Annotated in this window: 28 protein-coding genes and 1 tRNA gene; 13 read left to right on the top strand and 16 right to left on the bottom strand. The window is 63.7% G+C overall.

The window, feature by feature from the left end; all coding sequences use genetic code 11:
- The first annotated feature begins 84 nt into the window (after positions 1 to 84).
- From MOK15_RS16035 to queE, 3 genes are all read left to right on the top strand, one after another.
- Positions 85 to 489 (top strand): hypothetical protein, encoded by a 405-nt coding sequence (locus MOK15_RS16035; RefSeq protein ID WP_242932516.1) that lies wholly within the window; start codon positions 85 to 87, stop codon positions 487 to 489.
- A 66-nt stretch (positions 490 to 555) separates the two neighbouring features.
- The gene (gene queC, locus MOK15_RS16040) at positions 556 to 1,248 is read left to right on the top strand and encodes a 7-cyano-7-deazaguanine synthase QueC (RefSeq protein ID WP_242932517.1); all 693 of its coding nucleotides are present in this window, start codon (positions 556 to 558) and stop codon (positions 1,246 to 1,248) included.
- Positions 1,249 to 1,260: 12 nt separating this feature from the next.
- Positions 1,261 to 1,908, top strand: coding sequence for a 7-carboxy-7-deazaguanine synthase (gene queE / locus MOK15_RS16045; protein WP_242932518.1), 648 nt, complete (start codon positions 1,261 to 1,263; stop codon positions 1,906 to 1,908).
- Positions 1,909 to 2,461: 553 nt separating this feature from the next.
- Here queE and MOK15_RS16050 read toward each other — a convergent pair.
- The 3 genes from MOK15_RS16050 to lipB form a co-directional block, all read right to left on the bottom strand.
- Positions 2,462 to 3,157: a hypothetical protein gene (locus tag MOK15_RS16050; protein ID WP_242932519.1), complete on the bottom strand. Its 696-nt coding sequence runs from the start codon at positions 3,155 to 3,157 to the stop codon at positions 2,462 to 2,464.
- 105 nt (positions 3,158 to 3,262) lie between these two features.
- On the bottom strand, positions 3,263 to 3,559 hold the full coding sequence (locus tag MOK15_RS16055) for a hypothetical protein (RefSeq protein WP_242932520.1): 297 nt from the start codon (positions 3,557 to 3,559) through the stop codon (positions 3,263 to 3,265).
- Positions 3,560 to 3,620: 61 nt separating this feature from the next.
- Positions 3,621 to 4,328, bottom strand: coding sequence for a lipoyl(octanoyl) transferase LipB (gene lipB / locus MOK15_RS16060; RefSeq protein ID WP_242932521.1), 708 nt, complete (start codon positions 4,326 to 4,328; stop codon positions 3,621 to 3,623).
- 80 nt (positions 4,329 to 4,408) lie between these two features.
- On the opposite strand from lipB, the gene MOK15_RS16065 reads away from it, so the two are divergent.
- The gene (locus MOK15_RS16065) at positions 4,409 to 5,203 is read left to right on the top strand and encodes a glycerophosphoryl diester phosphodiesterase membrane domain-containing protein (RefSeq protein ID WP_242932522.1); all 795 of its coding nucleotides are present in this window, start codon (positions 4,409 to 4,411) and stop codon (positions 5,201 to 5,203) included.
- Here MOK15_RS16065 and MOK15_RS16070 read toward each other — a convergent pair.
- From MOK15_RS16070 to MOK15_RS16080, 3 genes are read right to left on the bottom strand one after another with little or no spacing between them, the layout of a single operon-like run.
- Complete coding sequence (locus tag MOK15_RS16070) at positions 5,185 to 5,784, bottom strand: GNAT family N-acetyltransferase (protein ID WP_242932523.1); 600 nt, start codon at positions 5,782 to 5,784, stop codon at positions 5,185 to 5,187. The two genes, MOK15_RS16065 and MOK15_RS16070, sit on opposite strands and share 19 nt — an antisense overlap.
- 4 nt (positions 5,785 to 5,788) lie before the next feature.
- Positions 5,789 to 6,673, bottom strand: coding sequence for an oxygen-dependent coproporphyrinogen oxidase (gene hemF, locus MOK15_RS16075; protein ID WP_242932524.1), 885 nt, complete (start codon positions 6,671 to 6,673; stop codon positions 5,789 to 5,791).
- Positions 6,670 to 7,128: a TrmH family RNA methyltransferase gene (locus MOK15_RS16080; protein ID WP_242932525.1), complete on the bottom strand. Its 459-nt coding sequence runs from the start codon at positions 7,126 to 7,128 to the stop codon at positions 6,670 to 6,672. Before MOK15_RS16080 ends, hemF begins: the two co-directional genes overlap by 4 nt.
- 206 nt (positions 7,129 to 7,334) lie before the next feature.
- Here MOK15_RS16080 and petA point away from each other — a divergent pair, with 206 nt between their 5' ends.
- From petA to MOK15_RS16105, 5 genes are all read left to right on the top strand, one after another.
- Positions 7,335 to 7,901 (top strand): ubiquinol-cytochrome c reductase iron-sulfur subunit, encoded by a 567-nt coding sequence (petA, locus tag MOK15_RS16085; RefSeq protein WP_242932526.1) that lies wholly within the window; start codon positions 7,335 to 7,337, stop codon positions 7,899 to 7,901.
- An 11-nt stretch (positions 7,902 to 7,912) separates the two neighbouring features.
- Positions 7,913 to 9,205 (top strand): cytochrome b/b6, encoded by a 1,293-nt coding sequence (locus MOK15_RS16090; RefSeq protein ID WP_242932527.1) that lies wholly within the window; start codon positions 7,913 to 7,915, stop codon positions 9,203 to 9,205.
- Between the two features lie 13 nt (positions 9,206 to 9,218).
- Positions 9,219 to 10,067 (top strand): cytochrome c1, encoded by an 849-nt coding sequence (locus tag MOK15_RS16095; protein ID WP_242932528.1) that lies wholly within the window; start codon positions 9,219 to 9,221, stop codon positions 10,065 to 10,067.
- Positions 10,068 to 10,139: 72 nt separating this feature from the next.
- Complete coding sequence (locus tag MOK15_RS16100) at positions 10,140 to 10,676, top strand: adenine phosphoribosyltransferase (RefSeq protein ID WP_242932529.1); 537 nt, start codon at positions 10,140 to 10,142, stop codon at positions 10,674 to 10,676.
- A 54-nt stretch (positions 10,677 to 10,730) separates the two neighbouring features.
- A complete protein-coding gene (locus MOK15_RS16105) occupies positions 10,731 to 11,813 on the top strand; it encodes an endonuclease/exonuclease/phosphatase family protein (protein ID WP_242932530.1) in 1,083 nt (360 codons plus the stop codon).
- 3 nt (positions 11,814 to 11,816) lie between these two features.
- Here the strand turns inward: MOK15_RS16105 and MOK15_RS16110 are convergent, their stop codons facing one another.
- A complete protein-coding gene (locus MOK15_RS16110) occupies positions 11,817 to 12,443 on the bottom strand; it encodes a 5'-methylthioadenosine/S-adenosylhomocysteine nucleosidase (RefSeq protein WP_242932531.1) in 627 nt (208 codons plus the stop codon).
- A gap of 326 nt (positions 12,444 to 12,769) precedes the next feature.
- Positions 12,770 to 13,315, bottom strand: a complete 546-nt coding sequence (locus MOK15_RS16115; RefSeq protein ID WP_242932532.1) for a TetR/AcrR family transcriptional regulator — start codon at positions 13,313 to 13,315, stop codon at positions 12,770 to 12,772.
- A 95-nt stretch (positions 13,316 to 13,410) separates the two neighbouring features.
- Here MOK15_RS16115 and MOK15_RS16120 point away from each other — a divergent pair, with 95 nt between their 5' ends.
- Both MOK15_RS16120 and MOK15_RS16125 read left to right on the top strand, forming a co-directional pair.
- On the top strand, positions 13,411 to 14,235 hold the full coding sequence (locus MOK15_RS16120) for an SDR family oxidoreductase (RefSeq protein ID WP_242932533.1): 825 nt from the start codon (positions 13,411 to 13,413) through the stop codon (positions 14,233 to 14,235).
- A gap of 106 nt (positions 14,236 to 14,341) precedes the next feature.
- Positions 14,342 to 15,343, top strand: coding sequence for an NADP-dependent oxidoreductase (locus tag MOK15_RS16125; RefSeq protein ID WP_242932534.1), 1,002 nt, complete (start codon positions 14,342 to 14,344; stop codon positions 15,341 to 15,343).
- Between the two features lie 66 nt (positions 15,344 to 15,409).
- On the opposite strand, the gene MOK15_RS16130 is transcribed toward MOK15_RS16125, so the two are convergent.
- The 4 genes from MOK15_RS16130 to MOK15_RS16145 form a co-directional block, all read right to left on the bottom strand.
- On the bottom strand, positions 15,410 to 17,491 hold the full coding sequence (locus MOK15_RS16130; protein ID WP_242932535.1) for a beta-galactosidase: 2,082 nt from the start codon (positions 17,489 to 17,491) through the stop codon (positions 15,410 to 15,412).
- Between the two features lie 123 nt (positions 17,492 to 17,614).
- Positions 17,615 to 18,433, bottom strand: coding sequence for a TIGR04222 domain-containing membrane protein (locus tag MOK15_RS16135; protein WP_242932536.1), 819 nt, complete (start codon positions 18,431 to 18,433; stop codon positions 17,615 to 17,617).
- Positions 18,434 to 18,447: 14 nt separating this feature from the next.
- Positions 18,448 to 19,017 (bottom strand): hypothetical protein, encoded by a 570-nt coding sequence (locus MOK15_RS16140; RefSeq protein ID WP_242932537.1) that lies wholly within the window; start codon positions 19,015 to 19,017, stop codon positions 18,448 to 18,450.
- 146 nt (positions 19,018 to 19,163) lie between these two features.
- Positions 19,164 to 19,238 (bottom strand) — tRNA-Val (locus MOK15_RS16145).
- Between the two features lie 144 nt (positions 19,239 to 19,382).
- Here MOK15_RS16145 and MOK15_RS16150 point away from each other — a divergent pair.
- Complete coding sequence (locus tag MOK15_RS16150; protein ID WP_242932538.1) at positions 19,383 to 20,714, top strand: dicarboxylate/amino acid:cation symporter; 1,332 nt, start codon at positions 19,383 to 19,385, stop codon at positions 20,712 to 20,714.
- A gap of 3 nt (positions 20,715 to 20,717) precedes the next feature.
- Here the strand turns inward: MOK15_RS16150 and MOK15_RS16155 are convergent, their stop codons facing one another.
- The gene (locus MOK15_RS16155) at positions 20,718 to 21,095 is read right to left on the bottom strand and encodes a response regulator (protein WP_242932539.1); all 378 of its coding nucleotides are present in this window, start codon (positions 21,093 to 21,095) and stop codon (positions 20,718 to 20,720) included.
- Positions 21,096 to 21,231: 136 nt separating this feature from the next.
- On the opposite strand from MOK15_RS16155, the gene MOK15_RS16160 reads away from it, so the two are divergent.
- Positions 21,232 to 22,125 (top strand): N-formylglutamate amidohydrolase, encoded by an 894-nt coding sequence (locus MOK15_RS16160; protein ID WP_242932795.1) that lies wholly within the window; start codon positions 21,232 to 21,234, stop codon positions 22,123 to 22,125.
- Positions 22,126 to 22,127: 2 nt separating this feature from the next.
- On the opposite strand, the gene MOK15_RS16165 is transcribed toward MOK15_RS16160, so the two are convergent.
- The 3 genes from MOK15_RS16165 to MOK15_RS16175 all read right to left on the bottom strand — a co-directional run bounded on the left by MOK15_RS16165 (position 22,128) and on the right by MOK15_RS16175 (position 25,767).
- A complete protein-coding gene (locus tag MOK15_RS16165; protein ID WP_242932540.1) occupies positions 22,128 to 24,014 on the bottom strand; it encodes an acyltransferase family protein in 1,887 nt (628 codons plus the stop codon).
- A gap of 149 nt (positions 24,015 to 24,163) precedes the next feature.
- Complete coding sequence (locus tag MOK15_RS16170) at positions 24,164 to 24,361, bottom strand: hypothetical protein (RefSeq protein ID WP_242932541.1); 198 nt, start codon at positions 24,359 to 24,361, stop codon at positions 24,164 to 24,166.
- Positions 24,358 to 25,767, bottom strand: a complete 1,410-nt coding sequence (locus MOK15_RS16175; protein WP_242932542.1) for a short-chain fatty acyl-CoA regulator family protein — start codon at positions 25,765 to 25,767, stop codon at positions 24,358 to 24,360. Before MOK15_RS16175 ends, MOK15_RS16170 begins: the two co-directional genes overlap by 4 nt.
- Positions 25,768 to 25,886 lie beyond the last annotated feature (119 nt).

The raw sequence follows: 25,886 nt of genomic DNA on the forward strand, positions 1-25,886 counted from the left end.
ATTGCCGCATTTATGCGTGATGGAGCATGGGATCGCTCGCGGCGAAGTTGCCGCACACCCTTTTGGCAGGATCGTACAGATATCATGGGCAAGGCAGGACTGCGGGCGTTGGGCGCTGCGGCAGCATTGATGATGGCGGGTTGGGCCGGCGCGGTGACGATGCCGCAGCTCGCAGCGCTGCGTGGGCTGGAAGCCGGCGAATGGGAATTGCGCGGCCGGGGCGAGGGCGCGGAGACGCGGAAGCTGTGCGTCGCCGACTTGCGCCAGTTGCTCCAGGTCCAGCATCCCGGTGCGCTCTGCCCCAGCTTCGTCGTCAGCGACAGCGCACATGCCGCCAGCGTGACCTACGATTGCGCGGCATCGGGCAATGGCCGCACCGACCTGCGTGTGGAAACCACGCGGCTGATCCAGATTCGCTCGCAGGGCGTATCGGGCGGGGCGCCCTTCGCCTTTGCGGTGGAGGGACGGCGCGTCGGCGCCTGTCCTTGACCATGGAGCGGCTGATGCTTGCCCAGATGCTTGCGCTGTGGCTTTTCGGGGGGTAGCGCGAACGCCATGGTTGCCAATCAAGGAAAATTCGCTGTCGTCCTGCTTTCGGGCGGACTGGATTCGATGGTCGCGGGCGGTCTGGCGCGCGAGGCCGGTTATCATGTCCTCGCTTTGTCGATCGACTATAACCAGCGTCACCGGGTCGAGCTGAACGCCGCCGCGCGCGTCGCCGAATCGCTCAACGCCATTCGGCATATCGTCCTGCCGCTCGACCTCACCGCCTTTGGCGGATCGGCCCTGACCGCCGATATCGCCGTGCCCAAGGGCGGCGTGGGCAAGGATATTCCGATCACCTATGTCCCCGCGCGCAACACCATCTTCCTGTCGCTGACGCTGGGTCTCGCCGAAGTGGCGGGGGCGAGCGACATCTTCATCGGCGTCAACGCGCTCGATTATTCGGGCTATCCCGATTGCCGGCCCGAATTCATCGACGCCTTCCAGACGATGGCCACGCTCGCCACCAAGGCGGGGGTCGAGGGTCATCCGATCCGCATCAAAACGCCGCTGCAATATATGAGCAAGGCCGACATTGCGCGCGAAGCCCATCGGTTGGGGCTGGATGCCGGGATTAGCTGGTCCTGCTATGATCCGACGCCCGACGGCAAGCATTGCGGCCTGTGCGACAGTTGCCGCCTGCGGTCCAAGGGGTTCGAGGAAGCGGGCCTGCCCGATCCCACCATCTATGCCGCGCGGCCCTGAAAGGCATAGTCGATGACTTATGCGGTCAAGGAAATGTTCCTGACCCTGCAGGGGGAAGGGGTGCAGGCGGGGCGTCGCGCCGTGTTCCTGCGCTTTGCCGGCTGCAATCTGTGGAGCGGGCGCGAGCAGGACCGGGCGAGCGCCATCTGCCAGTTCTGCGACACTGACTTCGTCGGAACGGACGGGCTTGGCGGCGGCAAGTTCGCCGATGCCGACGCGCTGGCCGACGCGGCGCTCGCCTTCTGGGGCGAGGACGGCGCGGGGCGCTATATCGTGCTGACCGGTGGCGAGCCGATGCTTCAGATCGACGATGCGCTGGTCGACGCGCTCCACGCGCGCGGCTTCACCATCGCGATCGAGAGCAATGGGACGCTGCCCGCCCATCCCGGCATCGACTGGGTCTGCATCAGCCCCAAGGCGGGCAGCGACGTGGTGCAGCGTTCGGGCAACGAACTGAAGCTGGTCTGGCCGCAGCCGGGCGGCGGGCACAGCCTGGCCGATGTCGACGCCATGTCCGGCTGGGCCTTCGACCATCATCTGGTCCAGCCGTTGGACGATGCCCATGCCGTCGACAATGCCCGCGCCGCGATCGCGCTGGTCATGGAGCGTCCGCAATGGCGCCTGACGCTGCAGGCGCATAAATATCTGGGATTGCGCTAGGCAAACGCGCGACACCGACGCGACAGGCCGAAGTACACAGTGTCGTTAAGCCAAAAAAATGGCCAATTGCGCCTGTAAAACGACAGAAACGCAACAGCGAGGCGACGGCAACGCGCCCATAACGCGACAGATATGCGCCACGGACGCGCCATCCACGCGACAGTGAGGCGACACCGGCGCGACAGGGGGAGCGGAAATAATAGCAGGATGCATTGATGGGAACCCATACCGACCTGTTCCCCGGCGAAGGCCGGGGTCCAGTTCCACGGGCTGAACTGGACCCCGGCCTTCGCCGGGGAACAGGCAGCCGATTTTAGGGAGTCATTCTCTCTTTGCAACTTGGCATAAGGTGTCGGATGCGGGTTCATCCGACAGGATAGATCAGAGAAAATCCTACATTGGAAGGGTTAGGGAGCGCAGCGAGCTTTTGCCTTATCCATCGGAAGAGCGCCACTAACGCGGCGTACCCACCCCCGGCCTTCGACAGAGTCACGTGCCTCTGTCGAACCTTGAAAGGGAGGGGAGAAAGAGGATCGCTAGCGGACCGGTCGAATCAGGGCTTCGCGCCGGTCTGTTCGTTCCAGGCCTGGCGGCAGGCGGGCTGCAATACGCCCTTCTTCCAGCATTTGGGAGCGAAGGAGGGCAGGGCGACGGCATAATCGTAACCGGGCGTGCCGTAAAATTGCTCGCCCGCCAGCACCAGCGACTTCTTGATCGACGCCAGCCCGGTGCGACCGACCTCGTTCAATGTGCCGCGATCGGCGAAGATCGCCTGCCGTCCGACTTCGGCGGCTTCCTGGCAGAAGCCCTTCTGCGCCTGCACGGTCGAATAGCCCGAATAGATGCGGGTATTATACATGTCCGACGCCGACTGGCCGGGCTTGCCCTTGCCCACGGTGCGCTGGAAATAGCCCAGCAGCGTGGCCTGCGCGGCATCCAGTTCGGCGTCATGATGCGCGATCATCGCGTTGTAATTGCCCACGGTCAGCAGGGTCGGTTCGAACTGGCACTGCAACGCCGCCACATTGAGCGCGGCGCGCATGTTCCAGGCGAGGCCGGCCTTGACCTCCGCCGCGGTCGCGCCGGGCAGGCCAAGCGCGGTGGTGGCGGCCTCGTCCGTCAGCGGCGGCGCGCTCATGTCGGGCGGCGACCAGTAGAATTGCGCGGCAGCAGGCTGGGCCGCGAAGGGGGCAGCGACGGCAATCGCCAGGCTGAGCAGCGCGCGGCGCGACGGCAAACGGACCTTCATCAACAAAACCCCTCAGGCAGGATGCACGCACCGGCGCATCCGATAGCTATTATGCGTTACGACTATATCGCCGCTGAACCGGCCCCCCATTGCTAGCGGACGATCTTATTGATCGGCAAGTACTTCGTCGTCCTGAGCGGGCGCTTTGTCGGCAGATTTGGGATTGGCGGGCTTGGCCGGCCTGGCGGCGTCGCTGCCGTTGGACGACGCATTGGCGTCCGGCAGGGCTATGGCGGTGCCTTCGCTCTGCACCCCGTCCAGGTCGGTCATGGCATCGGTGGCGGTGCCGTCCACCACCTCCATGTCCTTCATCTGCACGCTGTTGCCGCTCTTGTCACCGCCCCCGCAGGCGGCAAGAGGCAACAACGCGGCAATACAGATGGTCCTTGCAGTCAACCGCATCCGGGTCTCCTTGAAACGCAGTCAAAGCCCGGCAGCCCCCCGCCCGGCGAAAGGCGCGACACTAGCCGTCAGACCTGCATTGCTCAAGCCCCGCGCCGCAGCGGGACAAGCGGCTGAGGAAGGCGGGAAAGTGCGCCTTCAATGCCGTGTCGAGCGCGTGCATCGACGCATTTCCGCCCAATGCGGCGATGCTGGTCACGGGAAATTCGCTGATCCCGCACGGCACGATGCCGCCAAAATGGGACAGGTCGGGATCGACATTGATCGAAAAGCCGTGGAGCGTCACCCAACGCCGCACCCGGATGCCGAGCGCGCCGATCTTCGCCTCGCGCCCTTGGGGATCGTCGGTCCAGATGCCGATCCGGCCTTCCGCGCGCCGGGCCGGGACGCCAAGGTCGCCCAGCGCCGCGATCATCCAGCCTTCCAGATGATGGACGAAGTTGCGGACATCCTTGCCCCGTTCGCGCAAGTCGATGTTGAGATAGCCGATCCGCTGCCCCGGCCCATGATAGGTATAACGGCCACCGCGTCCGGCATCATGGACGGGAAAGCGCGGGTCAAGCAGTTCGGCGGGGGTCGCGCTGGTCCCGGCGGTGTAGAGCGGCGGATGCTCCAGCAGCCAGACCCGTTCCTGCGCCTCGCCCGCGAAGATGGCGGCGGCGCGCGCCTCCATCTCGGCCAGCGCAGGCGGATAGTCGACCAGCGCATCCTCGACGCGCCATTCGACGGCAGCGGGAAAGGACAGGGATTCAGCAGGGGGCGTAGACATGGACGCTTCCTTGACTTGGGGCGGGCGAGCGATCAAGTCTCGGCCCATATTTTCCGGACTATATAGGCAGGCACATAGATATGACGACGATGTCGATCGGCAAGGCATGGGAGGAAGCGGTCGCCTTCGTCGCACGGGAGGCATCGCTGCTTTTTCCGGTGGCGTTGCTGTTCGTGGCGCTGCCCGGCGTAATCCTCCAGGAAATGACCCCGCCCGAACTCCAGGCCTGGTTCGCTCAGCCCAAGGCGGACGCAATTCCCGCCATGCCGCCCGGCTTTGCCGTGGCGATGCTGTTGACGATCCTGTTGATCTGGTTCGGATCGCTGGCCTTGTTCGCGCTGGCTCTGCGTCCCGGCATCAGTGTGGGGGAAGCCCTGCGGCTGAGCTTCGCCCGCCTGCCGGTGCTGATCGGCACGGCATTGGTGGTGGTCGGCGCCATTGCCGGCATCTTTGCCGTCGCCTTGTTGTTGGGCGTGATCTTCTCGCTGGCGTCCAAGCAACTCGCCGCCCTGCTGGGTCTGCTGCTGGGGGTCGGGGCAGTGGGGCTGGTCCTCTACGCCAGCATTCGACTGGTGCTGCTCAACCCGGTCGTGATCGATGGCCAGACGGGCGTGATGGACTCGCTGCGCCGGGCCTGGGCGTTGACGCGCGGCCATTTTTGGCGACTGTTCGGCTTTCTCCTGCTCGTGATGCTGCTGTCGACCATCGTCGCGTCGGTGGCGCAGATGATCGTGGGACTGCTCGGCAGCCTGGTCGCCGGCGCGGACGGTGCGCGGATTGCGGGCGGCATTGCCGGCGCGGCGGTGTCGAGCATCATCCAGGTCTATATGCTGGTGATGCTGGCCCGCCTCTACCGTCAGGCGGTCGCCGTCTGATCCAGTAGCGGCACATGCGGCGCGGCGTCGCGCGGCAGCACGCCCGCCAGGCGCGGATCGGCGAAGGTTTCGATCTCGCGCCCATAGGGGATGAAGCCGGACTTGATGTAGAAGCCGAGCGCCGCCGGGCTGTCCAACGTGCAGGTATGGACCCAGAAGCGCTCCACCCCCTTGCGCCACGCGAGCGATTTGGCCTGCGCCATCAGCCAGCGGCCCAGCCCCTTGCCGTTCAATTCGGGCACCAGCCCGAAGAAGCTCAGCTCGCAATCGGGCAGCGCGCGGAAATCCAGTTCCAGCAGGCCCACTTCGGTCCCGCGCGGATCGGTGACGGCATAGACCTCCACCGCCGGGTCGTGGAGGATCGCCGCCAGCTCCGAATCGGGCATCACCAGCCGGGAAAACCAGAGCCAGGGTGCGCCCACCCGGCGGAACAGCAGGCGATAGGCGTCCAGGTCCGGCGTCTTCCATGGCGTCAGCCGCAACGGCGCGGGCGGGATCGGTGCGGGCTTCGGCCGGTCGCGCATCTCCAGATGCGTGACGATCGTTGCGACCATGCCCGGCTCGATCGACGTCAGCGCCATCGTTTCAGCTCCAGCTTGCCATCGGCGGCAGGCTCATCAGGATGGCGTCGATATTGCCGCCGGTCTTGAGGCCGAACAGCGTGCCGCGGTCATGCACCAGGTTGAATTCGGCGTAGCGGCCGCGCCATTCCAGCATGGTGCGATAGTCGCCTTCGGTCCAGGCATCGCTCATGCGCCGCCGCACGATCGGCGGGAAGGCGGCGAGGAAGGCGTCGCCGACCGCGCGCGTGAAAGCGAAATGCGCGTCGAACGCGGCATCGTCGGGGCATTCGAGATGGTCGTAGAAGATGCCGCCGACGCCGCGATGAACGCCGCGATGGGGGATGAAGAAATAATCGTCCGCCCATTTGCTGAAGCGCGGATAATGATCCGGATCATGCCCGTCGCACGCCGCCTTCAATATGGCGTGGAAATGCGCCGTATCCTCTTCGCGCGGCAAAGGCGGGTTAAGGTCCGCGCCGCCGCCGAACCAGCTTTTGGTCGTCACCAGATAGCGGGTGTTCATATGGACGGCGGGAACATGCGGATTGGCCATATGGGCGACCAGGCTGATGCCGGTGGCGAAGAAGGCGGGGTTGTCGGCTGCGCCATGGATGGTCTGGGCGAAGCCGGACGCCAGCTCACCACCCACGGTCGAGACGTTGACGCCGACCTTCTCAAATATCTTGCCCTTCATGACGCCACGCACGCCGCCGCCCCCTTCGCCGGGCGCCTGCCCCTCCGCCTCGCGGTCCCAGGCGATGAAGTCGAAGCGGGCGTCGCCCCCGGCTTCGCGCTCGATCGCCTCGAACTCGGCGCAGATTCGGTCACGCAGCGATTCGAACCAGGCGCGTGCCGCCTGCTGGCGCGCGTCGAGCGTGAAAGGGACCGTGGGAATCGGATTCGTCATTCGGGGAACCTTCCGGTCTGGCGCAGGGCTTCGGCGACGGCGATGCCCGTGGAAACGGCGACATTCAAGGACCGGAAACCCGGCGCCATCGGTATACGGATGCGAATATCGGCCAGATCGCGCACATCGTCGGGTACGCCCGCGCTTTCCGACCCCATCAGCAATACATCGTCCTCGCGAAATTCTACCTCCGGCAACCGCTGCGATGCATGGGCGCTCATCAGCAGCAGACGGCGGCCTTCGGCCCGGCGCGCCGCGTCGAAGGCGGCGAAATTGACATGACGGGCGACGTCGGCCGCCTCGCCATAATCCATCGCCGCCCGCTTCAAGCGCGCGTCGGAAAAGGCGAATCCGGTGGGCATGATGATGTCGACAGGCACCGAGAAACAGGCGGCCAGGCGCAGGATTGCGCCGACATTGCCCGCAATTTCGGGTTGATAAAGGGCGATACGCATGGGGCAGCGCCATAATGCATCCGGAGCATTTGCAATAGGCTAGGCAATATTGCGACTGGCAAAGACGGCGCAGTCCGGTTATCAACCCCTCCGAGCACGCCGGGGGGAAGGCGGGATCAGCTTAGGCTGGCAACCCAAATCCCTGATAATCAGGGCCGTTAACGGCATCCCGGTGTGGCAGGGAAGTCTTGCAAGGGTAGAGGTGCATGGCGAGCGTTGAGCATTCTGACGGCCAAGGTTTATCGGGCGGAGAAGGGGTACGCCGCCGCGATTTCATAAATGTCGCTGCGGTTAGCTTCGCAGGAGTCGGCGCTGTCGTCGCTGTTCTGCCGTTGATCGACCAGATGAACCCCAGCGCCGATGTGCTGGCGCTTGCCTCGACGGAAGTGGACATCTCGGCGATCCAGCCGGGGCAGGCGATCAAGACCACTTTCCGGTCGCAGCCGCTGTTCGTGCGGCAATTGACCCCCAAGGAAATCGCCGAAGCCGACAAGGTCGATCCTTCCACCCTGCGCGATCCGCAGACGCTGGAGGAGCGCACCGTCGACGGGAAGAAGCAATGGCTGGTGACGATGGGTGTCTGCACCCATCTGGGCTGCGTGCCGCTGGGCGCGGGCGAGGGCGAAAATCGCGGTGAATATGGCGGCTATTTCTGCCCCTGCCATGGTTCGTCCTACGACACCGCCGCGCGCATCCGCAAAGGCCCCGCGCCCAAGAACCTGGAAGTGCCGAAGTTCAGCTTCACTTCCGACACCGCCATTCTCGTAGGCTGAGGTAAGAAACCATGAGCTTTCCCTGGGCTGAGCATTATGCCCCGAAGCATCCCCTGATGCAGTGGGTCGACGAGAAGCTGCCACTGCCGCGTCTCGTCTACAACGCCATCGGTGCGGGCTATCCCGTCCCGCGCAACCTGAACTATTTCTGGAATTTCGGCGTTCTCGCCGGCCTGGCGCTGGTGATCCAGATCGTCACCGGCGTCATCATGGCGATGCATTATGGCGCCAATGACCTGGTCGCGTTCAGCACCGTCGAACAGACGATGCGCGACGTGAATGCCGGCTGGCTGATGCGTTACGCGCACGCCAACGGCGCCAGCTTCTTCTTCATCGTCGTCTATCTCCACATCTTCCGCGGCCTCTATTTCGGCTCCTACAAGGCGCCCCGTGAAATGGTGTGGCTGCTGGGCCTCGTCATCTTCCTGCTCATGATGGCGACCGCCTTCATGGGCTATGTCCTTCCCTGGGGGCAGATGTCCTACTGGGGTGCAAAGGTCATTACCGGCCTGTTCGGCGCGATTCCCGTGGTAGGCGAGCCGGTCCAGACCTGGCTGCTGGGCGGCTTCGCCCCCGGCAACGCCTCGCTCAACCGCTTCTTCTCGCTGCACTTCTTGCTGCCCTTCGTGATCGCGGGGGTCATCATCCTGCATATCTGGGCGCTGCATATTCCGGGTTCCTCGAACCCGACCGGCGTGGAAGTGAAGGGGCCGCAGGACACCGTTCCGTTCCACCCCTATTATACCGCGAAGGACGGTTTCGGCGTTGGCGTCTTCCTGATTCTGTTCGCGATCATGCTGTTCTTCGCGCCCAACTATCTGGGCCATCCGGACAATTATATCGAAGCGAACCCGCTTTCGACGCCCGCGCATATCGTACCCGAATGGTATTTCTGGCCCTTCTACGCGATCCTGCGCGCCTTCACGGTCGACTTCTTCTTCGTGCCGGCCAAGCTGCTGGGCGTGCTGGCGATGTTCGCGTCGATCCTGCTGCTCTTCTTCCTGCCCTGGCTCGACACGTCGCCGGTGCGGTCGGGCAGCTATAGGCCGACCTTCAAGAAGTTCTTCTGGATCCTCGTCATCGACGTCGCGGTCCTGGGCTATTGTGGCGGCGCGCCGGCGGCGGAACCCTATGTGATGATCAGTCAGGTGGCTGCGGCTTATTATTTCGCGCACTTCCTCATCGTCCTGCCGCTGATCTCGCGCTTCGAAAAACCGCTGCCGCTACCCGGCTCGATCACCGAGGCGGTGCTGGCGAAATATGGCAAGACCGACGGCGAAACCGCCGCAGTCCCGGCCGAATAAGGGGTAGACAGATATGGTTCGCATCGGCGCATTTCTCGTCGGCCTCTTCTTCGCGGGCTGGCTTTTCATCTCCTTCCTCGTGGGCGCATATTCCTACGTCACCGATCCGCCCGCCAAGACGGTGGAGCATGAATTCCATCGCGATCCCAAGCATGTGTCCTTCTCCTTCGACGGACCCTTCGGCAAATATGACCAGCAGCAGCTCCAGCGCGGTTTCCAGGTGTTCAAGGAAGTCTGCTCGGCCTGCCACAGCCTGAAGTTCGTCGCGTTCCGCGATCTGGAAGCGCTGGGCTATAATGAGGCGGAGGTGAAGGCGATCGCCAAGCAGTGGGCGATCAAGACCCCCGACGTCGATCCCGCCACCGGCGAGGCATCGAGCCGCGATCCGGTTCCGGCCGATCATTTCCCCAAGCCCTTCGCGAACAATGTCGCGGCGGCGGCGGCGAACAACAATGCGATCCCGCCGGACCTGTCGCTGATGACCAAGGCGCGCCACCATGGCCCGGCCTATGTCTATTCGCTGCTGACGGGGTTCCAGGCGCAGCCGGCTGAACTGCTCAAGGAGTTCCCGGACGCCAAGACGCCGGAGGGGCTGCACTACAACCCCTATTTCGCCAACCTGAACCTGGCCATGGCGCCGCCGCTGACGGCCGAGGGCCAAGTGACCTATGGCGACGGCACCAAGCCGACGGTGGACCAGATGGCGCAGGACGTATCGGCCTTCCTGGCCTGGACGGCGGAACCGAAGCTGGAAAACCGCCACGCGGCGGGTCTGGGAACGGTCATCTTCCTGCTGATCGCGACGGCGCTGGCCTATCTGTCCTATCAGAATATCTGGGCGGACAAGAAAAAGGCCGCCTGACGGCCGGATGAACGGGAAAAAGAAGGGGCGCGGTTTCTTGAGGGGACCGCGCCCTTTCTCTATGGAGGCCCCATGAGCATCGACAGCCTGACGGCCCTCATCCGCCCCATCCCCGATTTTCCCAAGCCGGGCATCATGTTCCGGGACGTGACGACCCTGCTCGCCGATGGCCCCGGCTTTGCCGAACTGGTCGACCGGCTGACCAATGTCGCCCGGCCGCTCGATCCCGACCTGATCGTCGGTATCGAGGCGCGGGGCTTCATCCTGGGCGCGGCGCTGGCCGCGGCGCTGGGCAAGGGCTTCGTGCCGGTGCGCAAGAAGGGCAAGCTGCCGGGCAAGACGGTCGGCATCGACTATGTGCTGGAATATGGCACCGACCGGCTGGAACTGCATGAAGGGCAGGTGCCGCAAGGCGCGCGCGTCATCCTGGTCGACGACCTGATCGCCACTGGCGGCACCGCGCTCGCCGCCGCGCAACTGCTGCGCGAACAGGGCGCGAGCGTGCTGATGGCGCTCTTTGCCGTCGATCTGCCAGATCTGGGCGGCAAGGCCGCGCTGGAGGCCGACGGCGTCGCCGCGCAGGCGCTGATCGCCTTCGAGGGCGAATAGGCGCAGGCACGCTTCGGCGCGATCATATTGCCGGGAAACGGGCATGAGGAAGATATGGCCATAGCGATCAGCCGACCGATCCCCGCCTTGCGCACGGCCGCGCTGGCGCTTCTTTTGCTGGCGTCAGGTTGTGCCACGCCGTTGCCGTTGCGCTCCATGGCGTGCGGAGATGCCGTGCCGCCGACCATTGTCCCCGCTGCGGACGGGCAGATGGCCACCACGACCCTGTCGGTGCTGACCTATAATATCGAGGGATTGGGCTGGCCCGCCCGATCCGGGCGGGAACCGTCGTTGCGCGCCATCGGCGACCGGATCGCGGCCCTGCGCGCCGAGGGACGGGCGCCCGACGTCATCTTGTTCCAGGAAATGTTCAGTGGCGCGGCGAAGAAGGCGGTGGCTGCCACGGGCTATCCGGCCATTGTCACCGGCCCGCGTCGCACGACCAGGGCCAAGGGCGCGACCAAGGATGCCTTACCCGGCAAGTCCAGGTTCAAGCGCGGCGAACTCGGCCTGCACCTGACCGGCAGCGGCCTTGCCATCGCGTCACGCTATCCGATCGTCCATGTCGACATGCACGCCTATGGCCGCCGCTCCTGCGCCGGGAGGGATTGCCTCGCCAACAAGGGGATTGTTCTGGCGCGGTTGACCATTCCCGGCGTGCCGACGCCGATCGACATCTACGACACGCACATGAACAGCCGTGGGGCATCCCGTGCGCCGGCCCCCCGCAATCTCGCCGCGCATGATCGTCAATCACTGGAGGCGTCGGCCTTCATCAACCGCACGCATGACGATGCCTATCCCGTGATTTTCGGGGGCGATTTCAACATGCGCCATTCCGAACCGCGATGGGAGAATTTCTCCCGCTACCAGTCGCTCAAGCTGGTGCATCGTGTCTGTGCCGACCCTGCTTCAGGTTGCGATGTGCATATGTCCTGGGATGGCGACGAACCCTGGATGGATACGCAGGATCTGCAATTTTTCTGGCCGGGCGATCGGGTGTCGATCCGCCCGATTCGGGTTGAGGCGATGTTCGACGGCGGCCCCAGCGGTCCCGAACTGTCCGATCATGACGCTTTTCTGGTCACTTACCAACTGTCCTGGCGCCGGACGGAGGCTGAGCAAAGCGGCTGCTGACAATCAGGCCGCGCGCGCCAGTGCATCCGGCAGCAGGTCGACCGCCGCCGCCAGCCGCTCGTCGAGCAGGCCCAGCAATGCCATCCAGTCATTGATATGGTCGAGTTCGCCCGGTCCGTCCGACACGCCGCGCAGCCCCATCAGCGGCACGCCGAATCGCGCGCAGGCCCGCGCCACGGCGAAGGTTTCCATGTCGACCATGTCGGCATCGATTGCGGCATATTCCTCGCCGCCCACGATATTCGCACCGGTGGACAGTCGGGCGAGGGGCAGGGAAAGCGGGGTTGCCAACGGCAGGTCGATCGGATGATCGACGAAGGGCGTCACACCCTTGGTAAAACCCAGGCGCGACGCATCCATGTCGCGCCAGGACACGCTGGCGACCTGGAAAATATCCCCCAGGGAACAGGTGCGCGATCCCGCCGACCCCAGGCAGACGGCGAGGTCGGGCAGCGCCTTCTCCCGCGCCAGATCATGCAGCGCCATGCCGGTGGCGAGCGCGGCTTCGACCGGACCGACCCCGGTCAGCAAAGGGGAAAAGCGGGCGCGCAGATGCGGCCCATATTCCGCCTCCACCGCCATCACGAACAGCACGCGCCGCGTGCCGATGATTTCGCAAGCCACCGTCATTTCCCGCCTCTCGTCCGCATTGCCCGTTTGTAATGTTCGGGACACTCCCGTGACATCCGCGCGCGCTATAGTCGATAGCTTGTTCGTTTCGTGAGTTGACCATGCGTGCGCCTGTTCCGATTCCTCGCCCTATCCGCTCCACCGACGAAGAGGGGATTACCGCTGCCGACATCGAGGCCTGGGCCAAGGTCGAACGCGCCCTGTCGTACAAGCGCGAGGCGTGCCGCAACTTTCGGCCCGCCACGAGCATGAGGAAAGCCACCAGATAATCTGTGGATCGTCAGCGGCCCCGTTGACCAGTCGCACATTGATCCTGGGAGGCAGGCCTATTCCGGGGCGGACATCCGGTTGATCCCGGCATCGATCCATGCCCGCGTCTGTTCCAGTATCTCGTCTGAAAATTCGCGGTCATCGACGGCGCGGGCAAGGATGATCGCGCCCACCATCGCTGCCCAGCTTCCGATCGCTGCGCGGCGCTTGTCTACCATCGTCGATTCAGGGAGCGCCTCGCTGATCCGGTCGATCTGCGACCTGAAGCCTTCAGACATAGCCAAACGGGCCTCCGCAGTCTGGTGACGGACATCGGCGGCCAGGCCCGCCGTTGGGCAACCATTGGCCGCATCGTCGCGATGGCCCGGCGAAAGATAGGCGTCGAGATAGGCACGAAAATCGCTTCCACCCTCCGCATTACTGGTAAGAGCATGGGCAACGCTATGCGCAATCAGATCGTCCTTTGAGCTGAAATGGCCATAGAAGCCGCCATGCGTGAGGCCTGCCGCCTTCATGACTTCGGCGACGCCGACCGCATCAAAGCCCTTTTCCCGAAACAGGCGGCCGGCCGCATCCAGTATCCGCCGCCGGTTCTGGCCCATTTGCTCCCGACTGACTCTCATTTTCAAAATTCTCCGCAGGCGCCGTTGAAATTAGATGACAGCTATCATATTTGATGGCAATCATGATGATCATCATGAATATAGGTTTCATTAGAGAAGAGAGCAACGCCATGACCGATATTCCGTCCGTCCTCATTACCGGCGCTTCCACTGGCATCGGTGCCAGCTATGCCGAACGTTTCGCCCGCCGTGGGCACGACCTGGTGCTGGTCGCCCGCGATGCGGCACGGATGGAAGCCCTGGCTACCCGACTGCGGCAGGAAAGCGAGGTGACTGTCGATATCATTCAGGCCGACCTCACTAAGCCCCAGGAACTGGCAGCGGTGGAGACCCGCCTGCGTGACGACCGTCGCATCGGAATCCTCGTCAACAATGCCGGGGCAGCCAAGAGCGGCGATTTCGTCGATCAGGCGGCCGATGATGTCGCGAATATCATCGCGCTCAATACGACCGCGCTGGTGCGCCTGGCGAGCGCCGTGGCGCCGCGCCTTGTGGAGGCTGGTGAAGGGGCGATCATCAATATCGCTTCGGTCGTGGGGCTGGTGCCGGAGTTCGGCCAGACGGTCTATGGCGCGACCAAGGCGTTCGTCCTGTATTTTTCCCAGAGTCTCGGCCTCGAACTCGCATCGAAAGGCGTTTATGTTCAGGCGGTCCTGCCGGCGGCGACCCGTACCGAAATCTGGGAACGGGCGGGGGTCGACGTCAACACCATTCCCGGCTTGATGGACGTGAACGAGTTGGTGGACGCTGCGCTGGTCGGATTCGACCGCCGGGAAGCCGTAACCATCCCTCCACTCCCGGATGCCGGACAGTGGGATGCCTATCAGGCCGCGCGGCAAACCATGATTCCGGGCTTCGGCCAGGCCCATGCCGCAGAACGGTATCGGATAGCGCGCTGAACCCAATCATGGGGGCCGCGCGTCTATGCGGCCCCCATGGTCATGAAGTGACCGCGGCAACCGTTCGGTTAGAGGTTGGCGTCGGCATGAGATCGGAGACATCATCATGAAGGCCTTCATCCTCGACCACTATAAGAAAAAGGGGCCCCTGCGTTTCGGTGACATGTCGGAACCGGAAGTCGGGGATGACGACGTCCTGGTCCAGGTCCACGCGGCCGGACTCAATCTTCTGGATTCCAAGATTCGCGACGGAGAGTTCAAGCCCATCCTGCCATACCGTCCACCCTTCATTCTGGGGCACGACATGGCTGGAACGGTCATCCGGGTCGGATCGAATGTCCGGCGCTTCAAGCTGGGCGATGAAATCTATGCCCGGCCGCGCGATGGTCGGATCGGGACATTTGCGCAACTGATCGCGGTGAATGAGGCCGATGTGGCGCTCAAGCCCAGCAACCTTTCCATGGAGGAAGCCGCATCGATCCCGCTGGTGGCGCTCACCGCCTGGCAAGTGCTGGTAGAGGCGGCCGCGCTGAAGAAAGGGCAGAAGATTCTCATCCACGCCGGCTCCGGAGGGGTGGGTAGCTTTGCCATCCAGTTGGCGAAGCATCTTGGCGCAACGGTCGCCACGACGACGAGTACGGCCAATATCGAACTGGTCAAAAGCCTCGGCGCGGATGTCATTATCGACTATAAGAAACAGGACTTTGAGACGCTTTTGACCGGCTATGATGTTGTCCTCAACAGCCTGGATGGCGACACGCTCCAGAAATCTCTGAACATACTCAAACCGGGCGGCAAGCTGATTTCCATCTCTGGCCCGCCCGATCCCGATTTCGCCAGGGAGCAGGGATTGAACTGGTTCCTGCGCCAGCTCCTGCGGCTGTTGAGCCTAAAGATTCGACGCAAGGCCAGGCGCCATCGCGTCACCTATGCGTTCCTGTTCATGCGCGCCAATGGCGATCAGTTGAGCAAGATCGCGACGCTTATCGAAGACGGGATCATTCGCCCCGTCATGGATAAGATCTTTCCCTTCGCCGCGGTTAACGAGGCTTTGGCCTATATCGAAACCGGACGATCCAGGGGCAAGGTCGTCGTCAAGATGCGATGACGGGGCTGCTTCAGGCGGCGAACCGGCAGGGGATGGCCATGCCCGAACGGGAATCCCCTGCGCGCATCAGGGCGCCGCATCATCCTGGATGATGGCGACATCCCAGGGCGCAAGATCAATCTGCTGTCCGCGCGCGATCTTACGCGCGCTGAGCAATTCCGTCCCGTCGCCGGTCGCCGAAATATGCTGCGGCGTGGCGGAATAGTTGAGAAGATAGTGGACCTGACGCCCATCCTTCAGCGTGCCGCCGCGCACGATGATCGGGAAGCGGACGCCGGGCATGGCCGGTGTGACGCCCGCCCTTTCAACCTCGGCTGCGACGATCTTCTCGACCAGCGCGTCGCTTGGCATGAAACCGATATAGCTGACCTCGCCCTTGCCCCAGGCGTTGCGGGTCATCGCGGCGTGAGCGGGCCATGATGGGTGTTTGTAGCGCGCGACGACCTTGGCCGTCGTCGGCGTCAGCATCTCCATCCACCAGCGTGCCTTATTGTCCTCATTGCCCACGTTGAACGGGTCTCCCTCCAGCGTGACACCCTCCGGAATGGTGAACTGCTGGTAGGTGACGCCCGCCGCCTCGGCGATCGCGCCGGGCTGGCTCGCATAGCGGACCTTGGTATTCTCGTCCGAAAAGCCGCTCTTGAACGTGTAGAGCAAGTGGCCGCCGCGCTTGGCGAAATCGTTGAGCTTCGCGATCTCCGCGTCGCTCGCCGCATAGAGCGCCGGCACGACGATCAGCTTATAGTCGTCCAGCTTCATGGTGGAGTCGGGCGACAGGATGTCGACCTCCACGTTCATCCGGTACAGCGCGTCGTAGAATGGGCGCAGCACCTGATTATAATCGATGCCGTTTGGCTTGAACGAGTCAAACGCGCTGAGCGCGGTGTTGCTGACATAGATTGCGACGCGATTATGCTTCGTCATGCCGGCCAGTTTCGGGCCAAGCCGCTTTATATCCGCGCCAACCGTCTGCGCTTCGGCATGGACCGCGTTCGGCTTATAGTCCTGCGACAATAGCCCGCGCCAATAGGTCTCTATGGCGTTCGCGGTGGTCGCCCAGTGCCAATATGCCACCATCTGCGCGCCGGAGGCGAGGTGGCTGAACGCCTGCAACCGCAATTGGCGCGGATAGGGTGTCCATTGTGGAAACCCCTGCGCCTCTGTTTCCAGCACCAGATAATTCTGGCCATTTCGCATCGATCGCGCAACGTCACCGCCGAAAGCGATCTCTGCGCCGGTCAGCTTGTCCTGGCTGGGGTGATAGATGTCGATCCCGGCAATATCCAGCGGGCGGGCGGCCTTCCAATGGTCCACCTCAGGCTGGATGCCGAAGCTGTATCCTTTCCAGGCGAGATCGAAATTCTGGGTCAGGAACTGGCCCGGTCGTGCATGGGCGCGAACGATTTCTGCCTGCCAGTTCAGAAAATCGGTGACGAGGCTGCGTTGGAACGCGGCAAAGGCATTGGACAGGCTGGCATTGATCGATCCGTTGGCGGACGGGAAATCCTCCCACCGGTTGATGCGGTTGCTCCAGTAATCGAGACCATATGCCTTGTTCATCGCATCCAGGGTCGGCCACTTCCTTTTCATGGATGCGACGAAAGCGGCCTGCACATTGGCGCCGCTGGTGTCATACGCCTTCGTTTCGTTGTCGAGCTGGTAGCCTATGACAGCCGGATGATCCTTCACATGATCGATCAGCGCGACAATCACGCGCTCGGCGGCGGCGCGATAATCGGGATCGGTGATGTCCATATTCTGGCGCCGGCCATATTCGGCCCGCCCCTGCGGTGTGACGACCAGGACGTTGGGATGCTGGCGCGCAAGCCAGGTAGGCACCGCGTAGGTCGGCGTGCCGACGATCACCTTGATGCCCTGCCGGTGCATTGCGGCCAGCATCCGGTCGACATGACTGAAGTCGAATATGCCCGGCTGGCGTTCCAGCGTGCCCCAGGTCGACTCCGCGATCCGCACCACGGTAATGCCCGCATCCTTCATTAACCGGGCATCCTCGTCCACGCGATCGACAGGCGTATATTCGTCGTAATAGGCGACGCCATAGAGGATGGTGTCCGGCATTTGCGCCTGTAGCGCGGGCGATGCCGATAGAAGGATGGATGTTCCCAGAACCCCTAAAACCCAACGCATGATCGCCCCTCCCTTTTGTCGGAGTATATCGGCGCAATATCATGCCGCAACCGGCAAATGCCGCACTGGCCGTTATCGTTGCGCTGGGCCTTCATGGAAAGGGATGTCGAAGAGTGCCTCCATCTATCCGCCACATCCTCCGCATCCGCCACACCCGCCGCCGCTGCATCCTCCGCCACCTCCATTGTCGGAGTGACCGCTGTTGGTCCGCATCAGATGAAAGTCGTTCCAGCCGGAGCCGACGAGTACCATAGTGCCGAACAGCGCAACCGCGAGCACGGCTTCATCGGCAGTGGGCGCGCGCTGGAGACGTTCGGCACGCGCCTGCGCCTCCTCGATCGCGGTAATGCCGCTCCACGTCCTCGGTTCGCGCATGAACCAGCGCATGAGCGTGAAGATGATGGTGGCGATCAGCAATATGGTCAGGAAGCCGGTCGGATGGTCGAGCGCGGTGCCATAGCGCCAGCGCGATATGCCGAATGTGAGCAGCAGCAGATAGGGCAGCGTCTGGCACAGGCGGACCAGCATAGCCCGTCTTTCGTCCATCAGCAGTCCGGCGGCGACGAGCCCGCGCCGCAGCGCGTCCACATGCGAATGGAGCGCATTCTCGACCGCGGACCATTGGATGGGGGAGGGTAGCGCGAGTATGCTTGCCTCCGCTCCGCTACGCCGCATGTCGCGTCGCACGATCTCGATCTGGCGGTCGTCGGTCAGCGCAAGCAGTCGTGCCGACAGGAGCCGGGTAACGATCAGATCGAAAACGCGGCCGGGACCGCCGGAGAGAAAGGCGGCCTGCTCATTATCAATCGCGCCGGCTTCGCTGCCACGCGCGCGAAGATAGCGGGGAATGGCAAATCCCAGACGAATGACGATGCAGAGAAGTATGATATACAGGGTGAGGAACTGGCCACCGGTCCACTCATCATGATCGAAGATTCTCATGACCCAAGGTTCCTCTACCATATGATAAAGTGAAGCATGGCAATCAGCGCCGTGGCAATGAGAATTGCCCGCAGCGTGGAGCGTGAAACCACCATTCCGTCGCGTGGATGGACGCGCCGTGATCGGGGATCGTCGATCAGTCGTCGTCCGGCGCCCGGCCAGAGATCAATGGGAGGCGACGCGCCAAAGACCCGCTCATAATATTGCAGCGTCCTGGCATATTGTTCGAAGAAGCGTGACCGTTCGACATCCCCCCCGGCGGTCGGCCCATGGTGCAGTGGTCGACCGAGAACATCGGGGCAGAAACGTTCCCAATAGTCGCGGCTGTAAGTCAGATGGAGATGCCAAGCCTGATCGACCGCGTCGGACGGAGTGAGTTCGCAATCGCTCGTCACCGCTAGAAAGCAGAAACGGCGATATTCCTCGAACACGCGCAGCGCTTGTGTTTCGCTCCAGCCATTTTCGCGGGCGAGCCGTTGTACGAAGGAGAGGCGGGTATTTTCAGGACCAACGACATAGGAAGACAGCGCGCACCACACCGGATGATTGGGGTAGATGGCGGCTTCATGATCCTGTGCACGCATCGGATATGAAGAATATCATGGACTTGAAGGCAGGCAAGCGGTTTCGCCTAGCGCACCGGGAGCATGTCACTGGAAGGAGGGCTGCAATTATCCCTCTCCGAGCATAGAAAAGCCCGGCGAGGTCATCGACCTGCCGGGCTTTTCCATGGTGGGCGTGGCAAGGATTGAACTTGCGACCCCTGCGATGTCAACACAGTGCTCTACCACTGAGCTACACGCCCGCCGTGGAGGGGGCCAATAGCGGGGGGTAGCACAGCGCGCAAGCGGGAAATTGCGTCGGGCCAACATTCTTCCGGCCAACATTCTGCTGGACAGGGTTGGGGCCGCCCATATGGTGCGGCGCAGACAGGGGGACGCCCAGATATATGCTGCCATCGCCATCCTCGCCGCTCCAGATAGCGCCGCGGCTGCCTTTCTACCGACAGCTTTATGTCCAGGTGCTGGTCGCGATCGCGCTTGGCGTGCTGATCGGCCATGTCTGGCCCGATGCGGGCAAGCAGTTGAAGCCGCTCGGCGAAGCGTTCATCAAGCTGGTGAAGATGGTCATCGCTCCGGTCATCTTCCTGACCATCGTCACCGGCATTGCGGGGATGAAGGAACTGGGCGCGATCGGTCGGGTGGCGGCCAAGGCGTTCGCCTATTTCCTGACCTTCTCGACCCTCGCCCTCATCGTCGGCCTGATCGTCGCCAATGTCGTGCAGCCGGGCGCGGGCCTGAATATCGATCCAGCGACGCTCGATGCCGGCAAGGTCGCCGACTATGCCCATCAGGCGCATGAAACGACGCTCACCGGCTTCCTGATGGGCATCATCCCCTCGACCATGGTTTCGGCGGTGGCGGATGGCAACATATTGCAGGTGCTGTTCGTGGCGATCCTGTTCGGTATCGCGCTGACCATGATTGGGGACAAGGCCGATCCGTTGATGCGCGTGCTCGAATCCGCCAGCCATGCGGTGTTCAAGCTGGTTGCCCTGCTGATGAAGGCGGCGCCGATCGGCGCTTTCGGGGCCATGGCCTTCACCATCGGCGAATATGGCGTCGGCACGCTCGCCAATCTCGCCGGGCTGGTGGCGACCTTCTACCTCACTTCCTTATTGTTCGTGCTGGGGGTGCTGGGCGCGGTCGGCTGGCTGGTGGGGTTCAACATCCTCCACCTCATCCGCTATCTGAAGGCTGAGTTGCTGCTGGTGCTCGGCACCTCCTCTTCGGAAGCGGCGCTGCCCAGCCTGATCGAGAAGATGGAGCGCGCCGGCTGCCGCAAGTCGGTGGTCGGGCTTGTGGTGCCGACGGGCTACAGCTTCAACCTCGACGGCACCAACATCTATATGACGCTGGCGGCTCTGTTCATCGCCCAGGCGTGCAATGTGCATATCAGCCTGGAGCATCAGATATTGCTGCTGCTGGTGGCGATGATCTCGTCCAAGGGGGCGGCCGGCGTCACCGGTGCGGGCTTCATCACGCTGGCGGCTACGCTGTCGATCGTGCCGTCGGTGCCGGTCGCGGGCATGACCCTGATCCTGGGCGTCGACCGCTTCATGAGTGAATGCCGCAGCCTCACCAACTTCATCGGCAATGCGGTGGCGACGGTGGTGGTGTCGGTGTGGGAAAAGGGGCTGGACCGCGAACGCTTCAACGCAGCCATGGCCGGCCTGCCGCTCGACCCCACGCCAGACATGCAGGAAGTCGTTCCGGGCTGAGCCTCAATTGAGGCCCGACACGCTCTGGCTGTCGAACATCCGCTCGACCTCCAGCACCAGGTCGCGCAGGTGGAAGGGCTTGGACAGCACCTTGGCCTGTGGCACGGCCTTGCCGGCCTTCAGCGTCACGGCGGCAAAGCCGGTGATGAACATGATCCGCATATCGGGCGCGACCTGCGCGGCATGTTGCGCCAGTTCGATGCCGTCCATTTCCGGCATGACGATGTCGGTCAGCAACAGGTCGAACCGGTCACTGTTGATATGGGGCAGCGCCTCCAACCCGGTGGCGGCCGAAACCACCTCATAACCCGACTTTTCCAGTGCGCGGGCAAGATAGGTCCGCATACTTTCATCATCTTCTGCCAACAATATGCGAATCATCGCCCCGTTTTCGTCCTATCGTCTGGTCGCGCGCCTCCCACCCCTCTGGCTGGCGCGATGTCCGCTTATATGCGACAAGGTGTAAATATTATCCATCCGGGGAACCACATTGGACGCGCCGGTGAAAGGAACCGCATTGGACGACGGCGCGCCGCATCCTCCTGTTTCTACGAACGGCTTTTTCGACCTGCACGGGCCAGCGACGCCCAGCCGCCCCGTCATAGTGTCGGTGCCCCATGCCGGGCGCGATTATCCGGCAGACCTTCTGGCGCAGGCGCGGGTACGGCCGGAAATCCTGCAACGGCTGGAAGATCGCTGGGCTGACCTGCTCGTTCAGCCGCTGATCGCGCGTGGCTTCACCGTGCTGGTCGCGCGGGCGGCGCGGGCGATGATTGATCTCAACCGGCATGAGCGGGAAGTGGACCCGGTGATGCTGCGCGACGTGCCGCATGGCGCCGCCCTGCACAGCAGCGCGAAGCTGCGCGGCGGCCTGGGCCTGTTGCCGCGCCGTCTGCCCGGTGCGCAAGAATTATGGCGCGGGCCGTTGTCCTGGGCTGAGGTGCAGCGGCGGATCGACCAGGTCCATCGCCCCTATCATGCCATGCTGGCCCAATTGATGAAGGCGGCGCACGACGCCTATGGCCATGCCATCCTGGTCGACCTGCACAGTATGCCGCCGCTGTCGCCCCCGGCGCCGGGTCGCCGCGCGCCGGGCATGGTGCTGGGCGACCGGTTCGGCCGCAGCGCATCCAGCCGGCTGATGGCGCTCATCGCCGACATGGCCGAGGCGCATGGCGTGGCGACGGCGCAAAATCACCCCTATGCGGGCGATTATCTGCTGGAGCGGCATGGTCGTCCAGGGCGCGGGATGCACGCGATTCAGGTCGAAATCGACCGTACCCTCTATCTCGACGTGACGCTCGATCGGCCGGGACCGGGGATTGAGCGGATGCGTGGACTAGTGACCGACATTGCTGAGGCGCTGGCGCGGGAACTGCCGCGTGAGGAATATGCGCTGGCCGCTGAATAGGCCTAACCGCCGCGCTGCATCACGAGGCGCGCGCCAGCAACGCTCAGATGATGCGAATCGAAATAGAGCGGCTTGCCGTCCCGCTCGATCGCACAATGACGGGTGTCGCAGAGGGCCGCTATCGGATCGATATAATCCACGCCGCGCGCCTGCCATGCGGTGAAGAGTTTGCGCAGATGGCGGGTGCGTTCTTCGACCGTGGCGCGATCGACGCCCGTCGCCCCAGCGAGGCGACCCGCACAGGCAAGGTGGGCCAGGCGGCGCGGCACGTCGAAGGGCTGGGGCGGTACGGGGCCGATGATCGTGACGGCCCGGCCCTCTGCCCGCAGCGCTTTTATGCTGTGGTCGAGCTTCGCGACGAAGGCCGGATCATCGAAATCGCCATTGGCCCAAAAGGCGGCCAGATAGACGCGCTTTATATGCGGGTTCGCGCGAATCGCCGCGAAGATGGCGCGGTTGGCGGCGGCGCAGCGGGCATCCTTTGCCATATAGTCCAGCACGGGCGGACAACTGGACGCGGTGCGCTGGATGAGGGAGCGGCCCTGCGCGCGCGCCTGCTGGCCCAGCGCATAGGCCAGTTCCACGCCATGGCTGTCACCCCAGAGCAGCGCGTCGGGCGGTGTCGCCGCGCCCAGCACGCAGGGCTGCATCCCGCGCACGAAGCTGTCGTGACAACGCCCACGCTTCGGGCTGACATCGTCGCGCCCGGCGATCTGCGCGAGCACCGCCGGGGAGAAACGTGACGACCAGGGACCAGTGGTAAACAGCGCCAGCGACAGGGCGCACAAGGTCGCCATGGCTGCGGCGGTAAAGCCGAAGATCCGGCGCGTTGGCATGTGGCGCGGATTGCGGAAAGGCCGTTCTACGAAACGCCAGGACAGGAAGGCGGCCAGAAACGCGCCGCCGATCACCATGATCCGTATCCATCCCGACAGCGGCAGGTCGGTTGCATATTCGGTGAAGACGATCAGCGGCCAGTGCCAGAGATAGAGGGAGTAAGAGAGGAGGCCCACGCCCACCAGCGGCGGCAGGGCAAGCAGCCGCTCCATGCTGGTGCCCGGTGCGCCATGCAGCAGGGCGGCTGCACCCGCCACCGGCAACAGCGCCGCGACGCCGGGGAACAGGGTGCTGCGATCATAGGTGAAGACCGCGAACGCAATGGCGGAAACGCCCGCCCAGGCAATCCCCTCACGCAACCAGTGCGCTCGCACCACGGGTACTGCGCCCAGCGCCAACAGCGCGCCGGCGAATAATTCCCAGGCGCGGGCGGGCAGCAGATAGAAGGCGAAACCGGTCGCATCGCGCTGCATCGCGACGCAGAGCGCCAGCGATCCCGCCGCTATCGTCGCGACCACCGCCGTCCGCCAGCGCTGTGCGAAGCGCGCCAGCAGCATCAGCAGGATGGGGAAGTCGATATAATATTGCTCCTCGACTGCCAGCGACCAGCTATGGAGCAGTGGTTTCACGTCCGCGCCGCCCGCGAAATAGCCGGTGTCGGCAAAGAACCAGAGGTTGGAGACGAAGAAGGTGGCGGCCAGCGCCGATTTCGGCACGCCTTCCAGATCGCCCGGCAGATAGAGCCAGGCGGCCGCGCCCAGCACCGCCAGCATCATCAGCGTCAATGCAGGCAGGATGCGGCGGAAGCGTCGTTCATAGAAATGCACGAGCGAGAAGCGCTTTTCATTGACCTCGCGCGCGATGATCCCTGTGATGAGGAAGCCGGAAATGACGAAGAAGATGTCGACACCGACATAGCCGCCCGAAAAGCCCGGTACATGGGCGTGGAACAGCAGCACCGGCAGGATGGCGAGCGCGCGCAGGCCGTCAATGTCGCGGCGATAGCGAATCGCGGCGCCTAACCCCGTCTGTCCAGATGCCGGTCCGTGCATCCGGCGGGTTTAGGGCCAAAGCCCTGACAATCCCTTTATGGGCATCGTTCCGCTTGCGGTTGCATTCCATGCAACTGCTGTTTTTCCCTTCGCATTTGCGAAGGTGCCGGCCGGTTGGCAAAGGAGGTGTGCCTTTCAGGCATCCTCTCCTAAAAACTTTCAGGCTGGTCTTCGGACCGGCCTTTTTTTTGTCGCATCGCTGCGCTAGAGGGGCGTTGCTGATGCCGCGCCAATAATAGTTTCTTGGAGAGGATGCCGCCGGCAAAACCGGCAGGGCGAGGCATGGTTGGGGGATTGAGCGCGGTCTTCGCGCTCTCCCCCATTTTTCTGCATATCTGATCGATCATCCGTCGGCAAAGCCGAAGGGCGCGCGCGTCCGGCGATAATCGTCGGGCAGCATTTCGCGCCCGATCGGCGGGGCGGAACGCGCCATGCACTGGGCGCGGTGACACAGGCGACACGTGACACCGATCGGCGCCGGCTCCACTGGCAGCGTGTCCTGCGTATAGATGAGCTTGTGCGCATGCTCCGCCGCGCAGCACAGCGCGACGGCGCGCTCCACCCTGGGCGCCCCCCATCCGCCGCCGCCCGCCGTCACCGTCCGCGCGATCGAGAAGAAGCGCTGGTCGTCGGGCAGTTCCAGCCATTGCGTCACTACCTCGCGCGGGGTTTCGAACACGCGATGCACCGACCAGAGCGGGCAGGAGCCGCCATGACGGGCGAAGGGAAAGCCCGCGCCGTCCAGCCGCTTGGACACATTGCCCGCCGGATCGACCCGCAGGAAGAAGAAAGGCACCCGTTCCTGCCCCGGCTTCTGGAGCGTCGTCAGCCGGTGGGCGGTCTGCTCGAAACTCGTGCCGAACTGGCGGGCGAGCGCCTCCACATCATAGCGCCGTGCCTCGACCGCTTTTGCAAAGGGCGTGTAGGGCATCAGGATCGCCGCCGCGCCATAGTTGGCCAGAGCACGGCGGGCGAGGCGGCGGCCGCTCTCGCTGTTGAACTGCCCGTCCTTGAGCAGCGCGTCGAAACTCTTGCGCATTTCCAGATAGGCGATCTGGAGCGCGAGCTGAAATTGTGCGCTGGCCCCGTCCAGTGCGTCGTCCAGCAGCACGGCGTCGCGATGCCGGTCGAACCGCCGCATCGACCCGGCCATCACATCCGAAGGCAACCGTCGCACCCGCAGATTGTGGCGCGCCTTGAGCCAGGCCGTCAGGCCGCCCTCGGCCTCCGCCTCGGTCGCCAGCCTCTCCGCCGCGTCGTCCAGCACCGGAAAGCTGTTGCGCCGCGCGGCCAGGAAACGGCGCGATTCCGCCACGGGATCGGCCACATCTTCCACAGGCTCCAGCCCCGCGCCGCGATCCGCCCCCCGATCGGCCAGGGCCAGATGCTCCTCGCGATAGCTGGTGTAGAGCCGCAGGAGCGCTTCGGTGATGCCCGGATAATTGACCGCCACGTCACCGGTCGCGAGCGTGGGCAGGTCGATATCGGCGAACATCGGGTCTTTCAGTACCGCCTGTAATCGCGCGGTCTGCTCCGCGCCGCCGTCACCCGCTACCTCCGCCATGTCCAGCCTGTAGGTGCGCGCCAGCCGCAACAGCATGTCGGCGGTCAGCGGCCGCTGGTTGCGCTCCAGCAGCGCGACATAGCTGGGCGAAATCTCCAGGTCGGCCGCCATGTCCGCCTGCGTCAGGCCCAGATCGCGCCGCAGTCTGCGCAGGCGCGGACCCATGTAAACCGGGCGATCCTTGGTCATCGACTCCGTTCCCTTGTATAAGCTTTACAACTTTACATCAGATTTTTGTAAAGATCGACAACTGGACTTTGACGGGGCTGCGCAATTGCAGATCTCCTGTCTATTTCGCTGTCCATTCC

The sequence above is a fragment of the Sphingobium sp. BYY-5 genome (assembly GCF_022758885.1).
In the GTDB taxonomy this organism is placed as follows: Bacteria; Pseudomonadota; Alphaproteobacteria; order Sphingomonadales; family Sphingomonadaceae; genus Sphingobium.